Source organism: Alsobacter soli (assembly GCF_003004785.1).
In the GTDB taxonomy this organism is placed as follows: Bacteria; Pseudomonadota; Alphaproteobacteria; order Rhizobiales; family Beijerinckiaceae; genus Alsobacter; species Alsobacter soli.
The window spans coordinates 1-16,650 of the sequence record NZ_PVZS01000044.1 but is presented as its reverse complement, the minus strand read 5'-3'; the positions used below and the strand labels follow the sequence as shown (position 1 = coordinate 16,650).

At 66.2% G+C, this 16,650-nt stretch carries 12 protein-coding genes and 1 tRNA gene; all 13 read right to left on the bottom strand.

Annotated elements, in window-relative coordinates:
• Nucleotides 1-65 precede the first annotated feature (65 nt).
• Entirely contained in the window at nucleotides 66-2,141 is a 2,076-nt protein-coding gene (gene fusA / locus SLNSH_RS23060; RefSeq protein WP_106340439.1) for an elongation factor G, read from the bottom strand.
• Nucleotides 2,142-2,174: 33 nt separating this feature from the next.
• Complete coding sequence (gene rpsG / locus SLNSH_RS23055; RefSeq protein WP_106340437.1) at nucleotides 2,175-2,645, bottom strand: 30S ribosomal protein S7; 471 nt, start codon at nucleotides 2,643-2,645, stop codon at nucleotides 2,175-2,177.
• Nucleotides 2,646-2,663: 18 nt separating this feature from the next.
• Nucleotides 2,664-3,035: a 30S ribosomal protein S12 gene (gene rpsL / locus SLNSH_RS23050; RefSeq protein ID WP_106340435.1), complete on the bottom strand. Its 372-nt coding sequence runs from the start codon at nucleotides 3,033-3,035 to the stop codon at nucleotides 2,664-2,666.
• Between the two features lie 458 nt (nucleotides 3,036-3,493).
• Nucleotides 3,494-7,687 carry a DNA-directed RNA polymerase subunit beta' gene (gene rpoC, locus SLNSH_RS23045; RefSeq protein ID WP_106340433.1) on the bottom strand — a complete coding sequence of 1,398 codons (4,194 nt, stop codon included), beginning with the start codon at nucleotides 7,685-7,687 and terminating at the stop codon, nucleotides 3,494-3,496.
• A 130-nt stretch (nucleotides 7,688-7,817) separates the two neighbouring features.
• Entirely contained in the window at nucleotides 7,818-11,939 is a 4,122-nt protein-coding gene (rpoB, locus tag SLNSH_RS23040) for a DNA-directed RNA polymerase subunit beta (RefSeq protein WP_106340431.1), read from the bottom strand.
• 244 nt (nucleotides 11,940-12,183) lie between these two features.
• On the bottom strand, nucleotides 12,184-12,564 hold the full coding sequence (rplL, locus tag SLNSH_RS23035; RefSeq protein ID WP_106340429.1) for a 50S ribosomal protein L7/L12: 381 nt from the start codon (nucleotides 12,562-12,564) through the stop codon (nucleotides 12,184-12,186).
• 63 nt (nucleotides 12,565-12,627) lie between these two features.
• Nucleotides 12,628-13,143: a 50S ribosomal protein L10 gene (gene rplJ, locus SLNSH_RS23030; RefSeq protein ID WP_106340427.1), complete on the bottom strand. Its 516-nt coding sequence runs from the start codon at nucleotides 13,141-13,143 to the stop codon at nucleotides 12,628-12,630.
• Nucleotides 13,144-13,649: 506 nt separating this feature from the next.
• Nucleotides 13,650-13,871, bottom strand: coding sequence for a hypothetical protein (locus SLNSH_RS23025; RefSeq protein WP_106340425.1), 222 nt, complete (start codon nucleotides 13,869-13,871; stop codon nucleotides 13,650-13,652).
• 108 nt (nucleotides 13,872-13,979) lie between these two features.
• The gene (gene rplA, locus SLNSH_RS23020) at nucleotides 13,980-14,693 is read right to left on the bottom strand and encodes a 50S ribosomal protein L1 (protein ID WP_106340423.1); all 714 of its coding nucleotides are present in this window, start codon (nucleotides 14,691-14,693) and stop codon (nucleotides 13,980-13,982) included.
• Between the two features lie 3 nt (nucleotides 14,694-14,696).
• The gene (gene rplK / locus SLNSH_RS23015) at nucleotides 14,697-15,143 is read right to left on the bottom strand and encodes a 50S ribosomal protein L11 (RefSeq protein ID WP_106340421.1); all 447 of its coding nucleotides are present in this window, start codon (nucleotides 15,141-15,143) and stop codon (nucleotides 14,697-14,699) included.
• A gap of 217 nt (nucleotides 15,144-15,360) precedes the next feature.
• Nucleotides 15,361-15,891, bottom strand: a complete 531-nt coding sequence (gene nusG / locus SLNSH_RS23010; protein WP_106340419.1) for a transcription termination/antitermination protein NusG — start codon at nucleotides 15,889-15,891, stop codon at nucleotides 15,361-15,363.
• A gap of 64 nt (nucleotides 15,892-15,955) precedes the next feature.
• Nucleotides 15,956-16,153: a preprotein translocase subunit SecE gene (gene secE, locus SLNSH_RS23005; RefSeq protein ID WP_106340417.1), complete on the bottom strand. Its 198-nt coding sequence runs from the start codon at nucleotides 16,151-16,153 to the stop codon at nucleotides 15,956-15,958.
• A gap of 205 nt (nucleotides 16,154-16,358) precedes the next feature.
• A tRNA-Trp gene (locus SLNSH_RS23000) sits at nucleotides 16,359-16,435 on the bottom strand.
• Between the last annotated feature and the right edge of the window lie 215 nt (nucleotides 16,436-16,650).

Sequence of the window (16,650 nt, the reverse complement as noted above, 5' to 3'; positions counted from 1 at the left end):
GCGAGAATTTTTCCTTGGCCATGGCCGTGCTCCGTGGATCCGAAGAATTGTTGCTGTGAGAGCGATCAGGCGTACTTGGCCTGGACCTCTGCGGCGATCGCCTGAGGCACCTGCTCGTAGTGGTCGAACTGCATGGTGAACGTCGCGCGACCCTGGGACATGGAGCGCAGGTTGTTCACGTAGCCGAACATGTTGGCCAGCGGCACCATGGCGTTGATGACGATGGCGTTACCGCGCATGTCCTGGCCCTGCACCTGGCCGCGACGGCCGGTCAGGTCGCCGATGACGGACCCGGTGTAGTCCTCCGGGGTCACGACCTCGACCTTCATGATCGGCTCGAGCAGCACCGCTCCGCCCTTCTGCAGGGCCTCGCGGAACGCCGCGCGGGACGCGATTTCGAACGCCAGGGCGGATGAGTCCACGTCGTGGTAGGCGCCGTCGACGAGCTCGACCTTCACGTCCACGACCGGGAAGCCCGCGAGCGGACCCGAGTTCATGACGCTGTTGAGGCCCTTCTCGACGCCGGGGATGTACTCCTTCGGCACCGCGCCGCCGACGATCTTGGACTCGAACTCGTAGCCCTTGCCGACTTCGTTCGGCTGAACCACGAACTTCACGCGGGCGAACTGGCCCGTGCCGCCGGTCTGCTTCTTGTGGGTGTAGTCCACCTCGGTCTTGCGGGTCAGCGTCTCACGATACGCGACCTGCGGAGCGCCGACATTCGCGTCGACCTTGTAGGTGCGGCGCAGGATGTCGACCTTGATGTCGAGGTGAAGCTCGCCCATGCCCTTCAGGATGGTCTGGCCGGACTCGGTGTCCGTCGAGACGCGGAAGGACGGATCCTCGGCGGCGAGCTTCGACAGCGCGATGCCGAGCTTCTCCTGGTCGGCCTTGGACTTCGGCTCGATCGCGATCTCGATGACCGGATCGGGGAACTCCATGCGCTCCAGGATGACGGGCTTCAGGGCGTCGCAGAGCGTATCGCCCGTGCGGGTGTCCTTGAGGCCAGCAAGCGCGACGATGTCGCCGGCGTAGGCTTCCTTGATGTCCTCGCGGTTGTTCGCGTGCATCAGGAGCATGCGGCCGATGCGCTCCTTCTTGTCCTTGGTGGAGTTCACCACCGTGGTGCCGGCCTCGACCTTGCCCGAGTAGACGCGGCAGAAGGTGATGGTGCCCACGAAGGGGTCGTCCATGATCTTGAACGCGAGCATGGAGAAGGGCTCGTCGTCGGACGGAAGGCGGACGACCTCCTCCTCCGTGCGCACGTCGATGCCCTTGATCGCCTCGCGGTCGACCGGGGACGGAAGGTAGTCCACCACCGCGTCGAGCAGAGGCTGCACGCCCTTGTTCTTGAACGCCGAGCCGCACAGCACCGGGTTGAACACGCGGCCGATCACGGCCTTGCGGATCAGGCGCTTCAGCGTCTCCTCGCTAGGCTCCTGGCCCTCGAAGTAGGCGGCCATCGCCTCGTCGTCGAGCTCAACGGCGGCCTCGACCAGCTTGGTGCGGTACTCCGCAGCCTGCTCGGCGAGCTCCGCGGGGATCTCCGCGTCGTTGAACTTCGCCCCAAGGCCCTCGTCTTCCCAAACGACCGCCTTCATGCGGACCAGGTCGATGATGCCCTTGAAGTTGTTCTCGGAGCCGATCGGAAGCTGGATGCACACCGGCTTGCCGGCGACGCGGTCCACGATCTCCTCGACGCAGTTGAAGAAGTCCGCGCCGATCTTGTCCATCTTGTTGACGAACACGATGCGCGGCACGTTGTACTTGTCCGCCTGGCGCCAGACGGTCTCCGTCTGGGGCTCGACGCCCTGGTTGCCGTCGAGCACGCAGACCGCGCCGTCGAGGACGCGAAGCGAACGCTCCACCTCGATGGTGAAGTCGACGTGCCCGGGGGTGTCGATGATGTTCAGGCGCTTGCCGTTCCAGAACGTCGTCGTGGCCGCCGACGTGATGGTGATGCCGCGCTCCTGCTCCTGCTCCATCCAGTCCATCGTCGCGGCGCCTTCGTGCACCTCGCCGATCTTATGGGACTTGCCGGAGTAGTAGAGGATACGCTCGGTCGTCGTCGTCTTGCCGGCATCGATGTGGGCCATGATGCCGAAATTACGATAGTCGCCGATGGCGTGACTGCGGGGCATGGAAGCGATCCTGAATTCGGCCGATGAGGCGCGTTACCAGCGGTAGTGCGAGAAGGCGCGGTTCGCTTCCGCCATGCGGTGCGTGTCTTCGCGTTTCTTCACCGCGTTGCCGCGATTGTTCGAGGCGTCGATCAGCTCGGACGAGAGCCGGTCGACCATGGTCTTGTCATTGCGGGCGCGAGCGGCCTGGATCAGCCAGCGAATGGCGAGAGCCTGGCGGCGCTCCGTGCGCACCTCGACCGGCACCTGGTAGGTGGCGCCGCCGACGCGGCGGGAGCGGACCTCGATCGCCGGAGCGACGTTCTCGAGGGCCTGCTTGAAGACGGCCAGCGGATCGGTCTTCAGCTTCGTCTCGACGATGTCGAGCGCGCCATAGACGATCTGTTCGGCGACCGACTTCTTGCCGTCGTACATGATCGAATTCATGAACTTGGTGACGACGAGATCGCCGAACTTGGGATCCGGGATGATCTCACGCTTTTCAGCGCGGTGACGACGCGACATGTCCGGGTCTCCGTCGGATTACTTCGGCCGCTTGGCGCCGTACTTCGAACGGCGCTGCTTGCGGTTCTTGACGCCCTGGGTATCCAGCACGCCGCGGATGATGTGGTAGCGCACGCCCGGAAGGTCCTTCACGCGGCCGCCACGGATGGCGACGACGGAGTGCTCCTGCAGGTTGTGGCCTTCGCCGGGGATGTAGCCGATGACTTCGAAGCCATTCGTCAGACGCACCTTCGCGACCTTGCGGAGCGCGGAGTTCGGCTTCTTCGGCGTCGTCGTATAGACGCGCGTGCACACACCACGCTTCTGCGGGCTCGCCTCGAGGGCCGGAACCGTGTTCCGGGCCTTCACGGGGCTCCGCGGCTTGCGGATGAGCTGGCTAATGGTCGGCATCGTTTGCTCGTTCCAGTCCAGGCTAGGCCAGTCCAGGCCATTTGAGCTTGCGCTCGGTTGAATTCCCTCGCCCTGCAGGATGCCCGTGTGAACAGACGTCCGCGCAAAACGAATCCGCGCCTTCGGCGGATCGCCGGGGGCGCGTTGCTTATCAGAGGACCACGGCTTGCACCGCGATCATGACCCGATCGTGCGACTTTTCAGTCGATGATGGTCGGGCAGGGTATCGGTCCCTTGGGTTCCGCGCGCGACGCGCTGGAACAACGGAACTGACCGTCTGCCGGAAAGTCCGCGGGTTCTACTCGCAGAGTCGGCCCGCGTCAACCCCGCGGTGACTCAATTTGAGACGCCGCCTCGGATTTTCGGAGCACGGACCCGCGACGAAGGACGCCCCTCCCCTGCCCGGAACAAAAAGGCCGCCCGGAGGCGGCCTTTTCGCATCTTTGTTGCGCGGCGGATCACTCCGCCGCCTGAGGCCCTTCCAGCGCCGGCGCGTTCGCGGGCGACGGCGTCTGCGACTCGGTCGCCTGCTGCTGCAGGATCAGGTCGTCGCGACGAGTCGCAACCTCACGCAGGCGGCTCATCATGGCGCCCGTGCCGGCCGGGATCAGGCGGCCCACGATGACGTTCTCCTTGAGGCCGGCCAGGTCGTCGGCCTTGCCGTTGACCGCCGCCTCCGTGAGCACGCGCGTGGTCTCCTGGAACGACGCGGCCGAGATGAAGGACCGGGTCTGCAGGCTCGCCTTGGTGATGCCGAGGAGCACCGGATGGCCCGACGCGGGCTTCTTGCCCTCGGCGACCAGCTTGGCGTTGACCTCGTCCATCTCGACCTTGTCGACCTGCTCGTTGGCCAGGTACTCGGACTCGCCCGGATCGTCGATCTCAACCTTCTGCAGCATCTGGCGAACGATCACCTCGATGTGCTTGTCGTTGATGTTCACGCCCTGCAGCCGGTAGACCTCCTGGATCTCGTTGACCAGGTAGGCGGCGAGTTCCTCGACGCCCTTGATCGCCAGGATGTCGTGCGGCGCCGGGTTGCCGTCGACGATGTAGTCGCCCTTCTCGACCACGTCCCCGTCCTGCAAGTAGATGTGCTTGCCCTTGGGAACCAGGTACTCCACGGCCTCCGATCCGTCCGCCGGGGTGAGCGTGATCCGCCGCTTGTTCTTGTAGTCGCGCCCGAACTGGATCGTGCCCGACTTCTCGGCGATGATCGCGGCCTCCTTCGGACGACGCGCCTCGAACAGCTCCGCCACGCGCGGCAGACCGCCCGTGATGTCGCGGGTCTTGGCGCTCTCCATCGGGATACGCGCGACGATGTCGCCCGCCCTGATGGTCGAGCCCGGGTCCACCGCGATGATCGCGTCCACCGGCAGCAGGTACCGGGCGTCGCCGCCGCGGGCGAGCTTGAGCACCTTGCCCTTGCCGTCCTGCAGCGTGATCGCCGGACGCAGGTCCGCCGAACGCGTGTTGGTGCGCCAGTCGGTGACGACGCGCTTGGTGATGCCCGTCGACTCGTCGGCCGTCTCCGCCATGGAGGCGCCCTCTACCAGGTCCTCGTAGGCCACCACGCCGTCCACCTCGGTGACGATCGGACGGGTATAGGGGTCCCACTCGGCGATGCGCTGGCCGCGCTTGATCTGGTCGCCTTCGTCGACCTTCAGGCGCGCGCCGTACTGGATGCGGTGCACCGCGCGCTCCGTCCCGTCGGCGCCCACGATCACGACCGCCATGTTGCGGGCGATCGCGATGAGCTCGCCTTCGGAGTTGCGCGCCGCCGCCCGGTTGCGGACGCGGACCGTGCCCTCGAAGTTCGACTCGATGAACGACTGGTCAGCGATCTGCGCCGCGCCGCCGATGTGGAACGTGCGCATGGTGAGCTGGGTGCCCGGCTCGCCGATCGACTGCGCCGCGATCACGCCGACCGCCTCGCCCATGTTCACGGGCGTGCCGCGAGCCAGGTCGCGGCCGTAGCAGGTGCCGCACACGCCGTTGGCCGTCTCGCAGGTGAGGACCGAACGGATCTTCACCTCCTGGATGCCGGCCGCGTTGATGCGGTCGATGTGCCACTCCTCGATCATGGTGCCCTTCGGCACGATGATCTCGCCGGCCTGGTCCACCAGGTCCTCGGCCGCGGTCCGGCCCAGGATGCGGCTCGCCAGCGACGCGACCACCTGGCCCGCGTCGATGATGGCGCGCATGCGGATGCCGTTGTCGGAGCCGCAGTCCCGCTCGGTGATGATCGAGTCCTGCGCCACGTCGACGAGGCGGCGGGTCAGGTAACCCGAGTTCGCGGTCTTCAAGGCCGTGTCGGCGAGGCCCTTGCGGGCGCCGTGCGTCGAGTTGAAGTACTCGAGCACGTCCAGGCCTTCCTTGAAGTTCGAGATGATCGGCGTCTCGATGATCTCGCCCGACGGCTTGGCCATAAGGCCGCGCATCGCCGCGAGCTGCTTCATCTGGGCGGGCGAACCACGGGCGCCCGAGTGCGACATCATGTAGATTGAGTTGATCGGCTTGGTGCGTCCGGCGTCATCCTTCTGCACGGCCGAGATGCGGCCCATCATCTCCTGCGCCAGACGGTCCGAGCACTTCGCCCAGGCGTCCACCACCTTGTTGTACTTCTCGCCCTGCGTGATCAGGCCGTCGTTGAACTGCTGCTCGTAGTCCTTGGCGAGCGTGCGCGTCTCCTCGACGATGGACCACTTGTTCTCCGGCACCACCATGTCGTCCTTGCCGAACGAGATGCCGGCGCGGAACGCGTTGGTGAAGCCCAGCTGCATGGTGCGATCGCAGAAGATGACCGTCTCCTTCTGACCGCAGTTGCGGTAGACGGTGTCGATCATGTTCGAGATTTCCTTCTTCGTCATGAGCTTGTTCACGACGTCGAAGGTCACCTTGCCGTGCTTGGGCAGCAGCTGGCCGAGCATCGCGCGGCCGGGCGTGGTGTCGTAGATCTTGCTGTAGGACTGGCCGCTCTCGTCTACGGACGAGTAGCGGTACTTGATCTTGCTGTGCACCGTGATGGCCTTGGCCGCCAGCGCGTGCTCGATCTCGCCCATGTCGGCGAACATCATGCCCTCGCCCGGCTCGCCGTCCGCCACGATGGACAGGTAATAGAGGCCGAGCACGATGTCCTGCGACGGCACGATGATCGGCGCGCCGTTCGCGGGGTGCAGGATGTTGTTCGTCGACATCATGAGGACGCGCGCTTCCAGCTGCGCCTCGAGCGACAGCGGGACGTGCACGGCCATCTGGTCGCCGTCAAAGTCGGCGTTGAACGCGGCGCAGACCAGCGGGTGCAGCTGGATCGCCTTGCCCTCGATGAGGGTCGGCTCGAACGCCTGGATGCCTAGGCGGTGCAGCGTGGGCGCCCGGTTCAGCATGACCGGGTGCTCGCGGATGACCTCGTCCAGGATGTCCCAGACCTCCGGCTTCTCCTTCTCGACGAGCTTCTTCGCCTGCTTCACCGTGGCCGACAGGCCCTTCGCGTCGAGGCGCGAATAGATGAACGGCTTGAACAGCTCGAGCGCCATCTTCTTCGGCAGGCCGCACTGGTGCAGCTTGAGCTCGGGACCGACCACGATCACCGAACGGCCGGAGTAGTCGACGCGCTTGCCGAGCAGGTTCTGGCGGAAGCGGCCCTGCTTGCCCTTCAGCATGTCGGCGAGGGACTTCAGCGGACGCTTGTTGGCTCCCGTGATGACGCGGCCGCGGCGGCCGTTGTCGAACAGCGCGTCAACCGCCTCCTGCAGCATGCGCTTCTCGTTCCGGATGATGATGTCCGGAGCGCGCAGCTCGATCAGCCGCTTCAGGCGGTTGTTGCGGTTGATGACGCGACGGTAGAGGTCGTTGAGGTCCGACGTCGCGAAGCGGCCGCCGTCCAGCGGGACGAGCGGGCGCAGATCCGGCGGGATCACCGGCACGACCGTCAGGATCATCCACTCGGGCTTGTTGCCCGATTCGATGAAGGCCTCGATGATCTTCAGGCGCTTGGCGAGCTTCTTAGGCTTCAGCTCGGTCTTGGAGGCCGCGATCTCGACGCGCAGGTCGGCCGCAGTCTTCTCCAGGTCGAGGTTGCGCAGGATCTCGCGGATCGCCTCGGCGCCGATCATGGCGGTGAAGCTGTCCTCGCCGTACTCGTCTTGGGCGCGCAGGTACTCCTCCTCGTTCAGGAGCTGGTACTCCTTGAGCGGGGTGAGGCCGGGCTCGATGACGGTGTAGTTCTCGAAGTACAGGATGCGCTCGAGGTCCTTCAGCGGCATGTCGAGCAGCAGGCCGATGCGCGACGGCAGCGACTTCAGGAACCAGATGTGCGCGACCGGGGCGGCGAGCTCGATGTGGCCCATGCGCTCGCGGCGCACGCGCGACAACGTCACCTCGACGCCGCACTTCTCACAGATCACGCCCTTGTACTTCATGCGCTTGTACTTGCCGCACAGGCACTCGTAGTCCTTGATCGGACCGAAGATGCGCGCGCAGAACAAGCCGTCACGCTCGGGCTTGAACGTACGGTAGTTGATGGTTTCGGGCTTCTTGATCTCGCCGAAGGACCACGACAGGATCTTCTCGGGGCTCGCAATCGAGATCTTGATCTGATCGAAGGTCTGAGGCTGAGCCACGGGGTTGAAGAGATTCATGACCTCTTGATTCATCGCCGTCTCCTGGCTCTGCGGCGATCCCCTGCGGCCTCCGCGGGAACCTGCCGGAACAATCGGGGTGCGCCGGGCGGCTTATCCGCCCGGCGGAAACGGCGCGCCGGCTCGGGCGCGCCAGTGAGGTCGTTTATTCGGCAGCCTCGGAGGGCGGCAGTTCGTTCGCCGCCTTCTTGGAGCTGGTGAGCTCCACGTTGAGGCCGAGCGACCGCATCTCCTTGACGAGAACGTTGAAGCTCTCCGGAATGCCCGCCTCGAAGGTGTCGTCGCCGCGCACGATCGCCTCGTACACCTTGGTGCGCCCCGCCACGTCGTCCGACTTGACGGTGAGCATCTCCTGCAGGGTGTACGCCGCGCCATAGGCCTCGAGCGCCCACACCTCCATTTCGCCGAAGCGCTGGCCGCCGAACTGCGCCTTTCCGCCCAGCGGCTGCTGGGTGACGAGTGAGTACGGGCCGATCGACCGGGCGTGGATCTTGTCGTCCACGAGGTGATGCAGCTTCAGCATGTAGATGTAGCCCACCGTGACCTTGCGGTCGAAGGGCTCGCCCGAGCGGCCGTCATACAGGGTGACCTGGCCCGACCGGTCAAGACCGGCCTTCTCCAGCATCGCCTCGATGTCGTGCTCCTTGGCGCCGTCGAACACCGGCGTGGCGATCGGAACGCCGCGGCGCAGGTTCTCGCCGAGCGTCGCGAGCCCGTCGTCGTCCAGCGACCGGATATCGTCGTGGTCACCGTAGATGTCCACGAGCGTGTCCTTCAGCTGGCCGGCGCTGGCCGCCCGCTTGTAGGCGTCCACCGCCTCGCCGATCTTCCGGCCCAGGCCCGCGCAGGCCCAGCCCATGTGCGTCTCGAGGATCTGCCCGACGTTCATGCGCGACGGCACGCCCAGCGGGTTCAGCACGATGTCAACGTGCGTGCCGTCCTCCAGGAATGGCATGTCCTCGATCGGTACGATGCGCGACACGACGCCCTTGTTGCCGTGACGGCCGGCCATCTTGTCGCCCGGCTGGATCTTGCGCTTCACCGCGACGAAGACCTTGACCATCTTCATCACGCCGGGCGGCAGTTCGTCCCCGCGCTGCAGCTTCTCGACCTTGTCGAGGAACCGCTGCTCGAGACCCTTCTTCGCCTCGTCGTACTGCTTGCGCATGGCCTCAAGCGCGGCGTTCACCGCGTCGTCCGCCACGGCGTACGTCCACCACTGCGAGCGCGGCGACTGGTCGAGCGTCTCGCGGGTGATCTCGGACTCCTTCTTGAAGCCCTTCGGACCCGCGATGCCGACCTGGCCGACCAGCTGGTCGGCGAGGCGCGCGTAGACGTTGCGGTCCAGGATCGCGAGTTCGTCGTCGCGGTCCTTGGCGAGCCGCTCGATCTCCTCGCGCTCGATCGCCTGGGCGCGCTCGTCCTTGTCGACGCCGTGCCGGTTGAAGACGCGCACCTCCACGATGGTGCCCTGCACGCCCGGGGGCACGCGGAGCGACGTGTCGCGAACGTCCGAAGCCTTCTCGCCGAAGATGGCGCGCAGCAGCTTCTCTTCCGGCGTCATCGGGCTTTCGCCCTTCGGGGTGATCTTTCCGACGAGGATGTCGCCCGCGTTCACCTCGGCGCCGATGTAGACGATGCCGGCCTCGTCGAGGTTCTTCAGCGCCTCTTCCGACACGTTCGGAATGTCGCGCGTGATTTCCTCGGGCCCGAGCTTGGTGTCGCGGGCCATCACCTCGAACTCTTCGATGTGGATCGAGGTGAACACGTCCTCCTTGGCGATCCGCTCGGAGAGCAGGATCGAGTCCTCGAAGTTGTAGCCGTTCCAGGGCATGAACGCGACGAGCACGTTGCGGCCCAGCGCCAGTTCGCCCATCTCGGTCGAGGGACCGTCGGCGATGATGTCGCCCTTGCGCACCACGTCGCCCACCGACACCAGCGGCTTCTGGTTGATGCAGGTGTTCTGGTTGGAGCGCTGGAACTTCATCAGCCGGTAGATGTCGACGCCCGACTTCGACGGATCGAGGTCCTCGGTCGCCCGGATGACGATACGTGTCGCGTCCACCTGGTCGACCACGCCCGCCCGGCGGGCCGCGATCGCGGCGCCGGAGTCACGGGCGACCACCGCCTCCATGCCGGTGCCCACGAACGGGGCGTCGGCGCGGACCAGCGGCACGGCCTGGCGCTGCATGTTCGAGCCCATGAGCGCGCGGTTCGCGTCGTCGTTCTCCAGGAACGGGATGAGCGCCGCGGCCACAGACACGAGCTGCTTGGGAGACACGTCCATGTAGTCGACGCGGTCCACCGGCACGACGATCACGTCGCCGGCGTGACGCACCACGACGAGGTCCTCGGTCAGCTTGCCCTCGGAGTCGACCGCCACGTTCGCCTGCGCGACGTAGTGCTTCCCCTCCTCCATGGCCGACATGTAGACCACTTCGTTGGTCAGCTCGCCATCGCGCACCTTGCGGTACGGGCTCTCGATGAAGCCGTACTTGTTGACCCGCGCGAAGGTCGCCAGCGAGTTGATCAGGCCGATGTTCGGGCCTTCCGGCGTTTCGATCGGGCAGATGCGGCCGTAGTGCGTCGGGTGCACGTCTCGCACCTCGAAGCCGGCGCGCTCGCGGGTCAGGCCGCCCGGGCCAAGCGCCGACAGGCGGCGCTTGTGGGTGATCTCCGACAGCGGGTTCGTCTGGTCCATGAACTGCGACAGCTGCGACGAGCCAAAGAACTCGCGCACCGCGGCCGCGGCCGGCTTCGCGTTGATCAGGTCCTGCGGCATGACCGTGTCGATATCGACGGAGGACATGCGCTCCTTGATCGCGCGCTCCATGCGCAGCAGGCCGACGCGGTACTGGTTCTCCATGAGCTCGCCGACCGAGCGCACGCGGCGGTTGCCGAGGTGGTCGATGTCGTCCACTTCGCCCTTGCCGTCGCGCAGCTCGACGAGGGCGCGGACCACCGCGACGATGTCAGCCTTGCGCAGGATGCGCACCGTGTCCTCGGCGTCGAGGTCCAGGCGCATATTCATCTTCACGCGGCCGACGGCCGAGAGGTCGTAGCGCTCCGGATCGAAGAACAGCGAGTGGAACATCGCCTCCGCGGTGTCCACCGTCGGCGGCTCGCCGGGACGCATCACGCGGTAGATGTCGAACAGCGCCTCTTCGCGGCTGGAGTTCTTGTCCACCGTCAGGGTGTTGCGGATGTACGGGCCGACATTGACGTGGTCGATGTCGAGCACCGGGATGTCGTGGAAACCGGCGTCGATCAGAGCCTTCAGCGACTTCTCGCTGATCTCCTCGCCAGCCTCGGCGAAGATCTCGCCCGTGGCCGGGTTGACCAGGTCCTCGGCGATGTACTGGCCGTAGAGGTCCTCGTCCGTCGCCCGCAGGGCCTTCACGCCCTTCTCGGCGATCAGGCGGGCCGAGCGGGCCGTCAACTTCTTGCCGGCCTCGAGCACGAGCTCGCCGCTGTCGGCGTCGATGAGGTCGTTGACGACCTTCATGCCCTTCATGCGCTCGGCGTCGTAGGGCACGCGCCAGCCGTCCTTCTCCCGCGTGTAGGTCACGTGGTTGTAGAAGGTCGACAGGATCTCCTCGCCGTCCATGCCCAGCGCGAACAGCAGCGAGGTCACCGGGATCTTGCGGCGGCGGTCGATGCGCGCGTAGACGATGTCCTTGGCGTCGAACTCGATGTCGAGCCACGAGCCGCGGTACGGGATGATGCGCGCGGCGAACAGCAGCTTGCCGGACGAATGGGTCTTGCCCTTGTCGTGGTCGAAGAAGACGCCCGGCGAGCGGTGCATCTGCGAAACGATCACGCGCTCGGTGCCGTTCACGATGAAGGTGCCGTTCATCGTCATGAGCGGCATGTCGCCCATGTAGACGTCCTGCTCCTTGATGTCCTTCACGGACTTGGCGCCGGTGTCCGGATCGACGTCGAACACGATCAGCCGCAGCGTCACCTTGAGGGGCGCGGCGAAAGTCATGCCGCGCTGGCGGCACTCGTCGACGTCATATTTCGGGGGTTCGAACGTGAACTTCACGAACTCGAGCAGCGACGCGCCCGAGAAATCGGAGATCGGGAACACGGACTTGAAGACGGACTGCAGCCCCTCGTCCGGACGCCCGCCAGCGGGCTCCTCCACCTGGAGGAACTGGTCGTACGACGCCTTCTGAACCTCGATGAGGTTCGGCATGTCCGCGACTTCGCGGATATGTCCGAAGAACTTGCGCACACGCTTCCGGCCGGTGAACGTCTGAGCCATCTCGTTCCTCACTCCTTCGGATCCGCCGCCCGTCTTCTTCCGGCATGGCCCGGGGGCCCATGCCGACCGGTGTCGGCGTCCGCAAAAATCGGCCTTCCGGCCCTGCCTCGTTCCGTCCGCGCCCGCGCCGGCTGGGGAGCCGTGGTCGCCTTTGACGGCAAGAAGGCCCCGGGGCGACAGGCCCCGGGACCAGATCGCAGCCTAGGCTGCGAGGTGACGTCCAGGCCGCAGAAGCGGCCGGGAATTACTTGAGCTCGACCTTGGCGCCAGCCTTCTCGAGCTGCTCCTTGATCTTGCCGGCCTCTTCCTTGGCCACGCCTTCCTTGACGGGCTTCGGAGCGCCTTCGACCAGGTCCTTGGCTTCCTTGAGGCCGAGGCCGGTGATCGCGCGGACCTCCTTGATGACCTCGATCTTCTTGTCGCCAGCCGAAGCCAGGACGACCGTGAACTCGGTCTGCTCCTCGGCGGCCGGAGCGGCGGCGCCGCCGCCGGCGGCCGGGGCCGCAACCGCCACGGCGGCGGCGGCGGACACGCCCCACTTCTCCTCGAGGAGCTTCGCGAGCTCGGCGGCCTCGAGAACGGTCAGGGACGACAGCTCGTCGACGAGCTTGGTCAGATCAGCCATTGTAGTCTTTCCTTGAAGTTGGTTTTCGAACCAGGTGCTGGTGCGAGATGGGACGGAACGGCCTTACGCCGCGTCTCTCTTGGCATAGGCTCCGAACACGCGGGCGAGCTTGGCCGCCGGCGCAGTGGAGAGCTGAGCGATCTTGGTCGCCGGGGCCTGGATGAGGCCGACGAGCTTGGCGCGCAGTTCGTCCAGGGAGGGCATCGTGGCCAGGGCCTTGACGCCGTCCGGGTTCAGAGCGGTCGTGCCCATCGCTCCGCCAAGGATCACGAGCTTGTCGTTGGTCTTGGCGAAATCGACGGCGACCTTGGCCGCCGCAACGGGATCGCTGCTGTAAGCCAGCAGCGTCGGGCCCTTCAGCAGGTTCCCGATCGAAGCGACGTCCGTGCCTTCGAGAGCGATCTTGGCGAGGCGGTTCTTCGCGACCTTCACGGTGGCGCCGGCCTGCTTCATCTGCGAACGCAGCTTCTGCATGTCAGCGACCGTGAGGCCGGCGTAGTGAGCGACGACGACGACGCTGGTCTCGTTGAAGACCGAGTTGAGCGTGCCGACGAGCTCACGCTTAGCCGCTTTATCCACGGGGCTCTCTCCGGTTGGCGGGGACAGATGTCCCGCCGGTTGCTGGATGCCGCGATGCGGGCGAACCCGCTTCACGGCGCTTCCGACGTGCCTGTCCCCGGATCGGGGCCGCCTCGCGGCCGCCCTTACCCGGTGTGAAGGTTCGAACCAACTCCGGGCCTTACGGCCCTTAAACTGGTCTTCCCCGTCTGTGCAGGCTCGGGGCTCGAATTAAGCTCGCCCGGAGGCGATGCGCCTGCAGTCTCGGACAGGACATGGCCGGCAGAGGCGCGAGGGTCGCCCCTCGACCTGCCGGCCATTCCAACCGGTTACCCGGCTGGAAACACAAACGAACGGATCATGCCGAACGGCACGGTCCGCACGTGATGTCTGGAACTCATGGGGTGTCCATAGACGCTTCAGGCTCTCTTGCCAAGCCCGAAAGGCGAAAAAGTGGCGCGTTCCACAGGTGGCCCGCGTCAGGCCGCCGCATGGGCAGCCGGATATGTGGACGCGCCCGCCCCGTTTCAAGCCCGCTCGATCCGCTTCACCGGTCCGCGCGGCCGGCCGGACTTCTCCGCGATCTCCCGGTCCTGCGCCTCGATGGCGGCGCGGATGTCGCGGTCCGCGTCCAGGCCCTCGACCATTGTGCGCGGGATCCGCCGATTCGAGCTGAGCGAGCCGTCCTCGTACACGACGTTGAACAGCACATACTCGGAGTCGTTGCTCTTCTTGCTCTTCTTCGCCATGGCGAGGTCCTATCCGTGAGGGGGCTTTCGGGGAGGAATGTGGGAGGGCGCCCAAAAAGGAAAGGCCCCGCCGAGGCGAGGCCTTTCCGTTTCGCTGCCGCCGGACGCTCAGGCGTTCGGCTGGGCGCCGCCGAGCACGCTCGACGGGTCGATCTTCACGCCAGGACCCATGGTCGAGGAGATCGCGATGCGCTGGACATAGGTGCCCTTAGCGCCCGCCGGCTTGGCGCGCGAGACGGCGTCCGCGAAAGCCTTGATGTTCTCGACGAGCTTGTCGGCGTCGAACGAGGCCTTGCCGACGCCGGCGTGCACGATGCCCGCCTTCTCGACGCGGAACTCGACAGCGCCGCCCTTGGCGGCCTTCACCGCGCCGGCGACGTCCGGGGTCACGGTGCCGACCTTCGGGTTCGGCATCAGGCCGCGCGGGCCGAGCACCTTACCCAGGCGGCCGACGAGCGGCATCATGTCCGGGGTGGCGATGCAGCGATCGAAGTCGATCTTGCCCGAGTTGATGATCTCGACCAGGTCCTCGGCGCCGACGATGTCGGCCCCGGCGGCCTTGGCCTCCTCGGCCTTGCCGGCGCGCGCGAACACGGCGACGCGCACGTCACGGCCCGAGCCGTTCGGCAGGTTGCAGACGCCGCGGACCATCTGGTCGGCGTGACGCGGGTCGACGCCGAGGTTCATGGCGACCTCGATGGTCTCGTCGAACTTGGCCGTGGCGCGCTCCTTGAGCAGCTTCACGGCGTCGGCGATCGGATAGAGCTTGGTCCGGTCGACGCCCTCACGGGTGGCGCGGACGCGCTTGGCGATCTTCGGCATGACTTACCCCACCACCTCGAGGCCCATGGAACGGGCGGAACCCTCGATCATCGCCATGGCCGACTCGACCGTGTCGCAGTTGAGGTCCGGCATCTTCTTCTCGGCGATCTCGCGGATCTGGTCCTTGGTGACCTTGCCGATGAAGCCGCGGCCCGGGGTGCGGTGGCCCGAGGCGGGCTTCTTGCCGAGCTTCAGGTTGGCGGCCTTCTTCAGGAAGTAGGTGACCGGCGGCTGCTTCATCTCGAAGGTGAAGGACCGGTCCTGGTAGGCCGTGATGATCACCGGAATCGGCATGCCCTTCTCCATCTGCGCAGTGCGCGCATTGAAGGCCTTGCAGAATTCCATGATGTTCAGGCCGCGCTGACCCAGCGCCGGGCCGATCGGGGGCGACGGGTTCGCCGCGCCGGCCGGCACCTGAAGCTTCACGTAGCCCGTGATCTTCTTCGCCATGATGGCTGCTCCTCGGAAAACCGGCGCGCCTCTCGGGAAACGCCGGCTGGCGCGGCCGGGTCACTTCCCTTCCGCGCCGGGTTTGCAGGTCGCGGTCCGGCATGAGCTCCCGGCTGGCGCCCGGGCATGCCTCCCGCAGTGGAAAGCCCCGCCGGTTGGGCGGGGCCGCGTCTCCCTAGCCGAAGCCGGGGAATTCATCAAGAGCAGGCGAAAGGCCTCAGACCTTCTCCACTTGCCCGTATTCGAGCTCGACCGGCGTGGCGCGGCCGAAGATGGACACCGCCACCTTGAGGCGGGCGCGGGTCTCGTCGACCTCCTCGACGATACCGTTGAACGAGGCGAAGGGCCCGTCCGACACGCGCACCTGCTCGCCAACCTCGAACGCCACGGAGGGCTTCGGCCGCTCGACGCCGTCAGCCACCTGGCCCTTGATGCGCTCGGCCTCCCGATCCGGGATCGGCATCGGCTTCTTGTCCGTGCCCAGGAAGCCCGTGACCTTCGGGGTGTTCTTGATGAGGTGGTAGACCTCGTCGGTCATGTCGCACTTCACCAGCACGTAGCCGGGGAAGAACTTGCGCTCGGTGTCGATCTTCCGCCCGCGGCGGACCTCGACAACCTTCTCGGTCGGCACCATCACCTCTTCGAACTTCTCCTCGAGGTGGCGCTGGGCGGCCTGGTCCTTGATGGACTGGGCCACCTTGTTCTCGAAGTTCGAGTAGGCGTGGACGATGTACCAGCGCATAGACATGGCGCGCGTCTCTCCAAAGGGCGTCCGGGCGGCCTCAGGGCCGCTCGCCGGAAACGCGTCGTTCTTAACGTCCCACGCCGAGCACGAGCCCGACGATCCAGCGAATGATCAGGTCGGAGAACAGGAAGAACACGCTCGCGACCACGACCATCAGGAAGACCATGCCGGTGGTCACCAGCGTCTCCTTGCGGGTCGGCCACGTGACCTTCGCCGCCTCGGAGCGGACCTGCTGGATGAACTCGAAGGGGCTCGTCTTGGCCATGCACCACCACTGCAAGCGTCGGGCGGCGGCGCCGCCCCGTCCTTCCGACCAAGCGCTCGGGGGCCGCGGGGCCCGGATTCGACCGATACGATGTGGGAAGAACCCAGCGCATAGGCCAAAGCGTCGCCACGGTCAAGGGCGGCGCGCCCCGCGGGCGCCCAAAGTGAAAGCCCCCGGACGCTTGCGCATCCAGGGGCTTCGAAGATGGCAGGGGCTGAGGGACTCGAACTCTCGACCTGCGGTTTTGGAGACCGCCGCTCTAACCAGCTGAGCTAAGCCCCTATGCGGACACGCGAGGCGTCCACGGCGCGTAGATGCCCCATCCCCGCTCAGGATGCAAGAGGGTGGGCGTCATTTTCACAGTGTCTTCGCGTGCCGGGGCGGCGACAAAGAAACCGCCTTCGAAGTCACAAAAAGAAAGGGGCGCCGGTCGCCCGACGCCCCTCCCCTTTCAGCTTTCGCCGAACCTTACGCGATGATGGAGGCCACCACGCCGG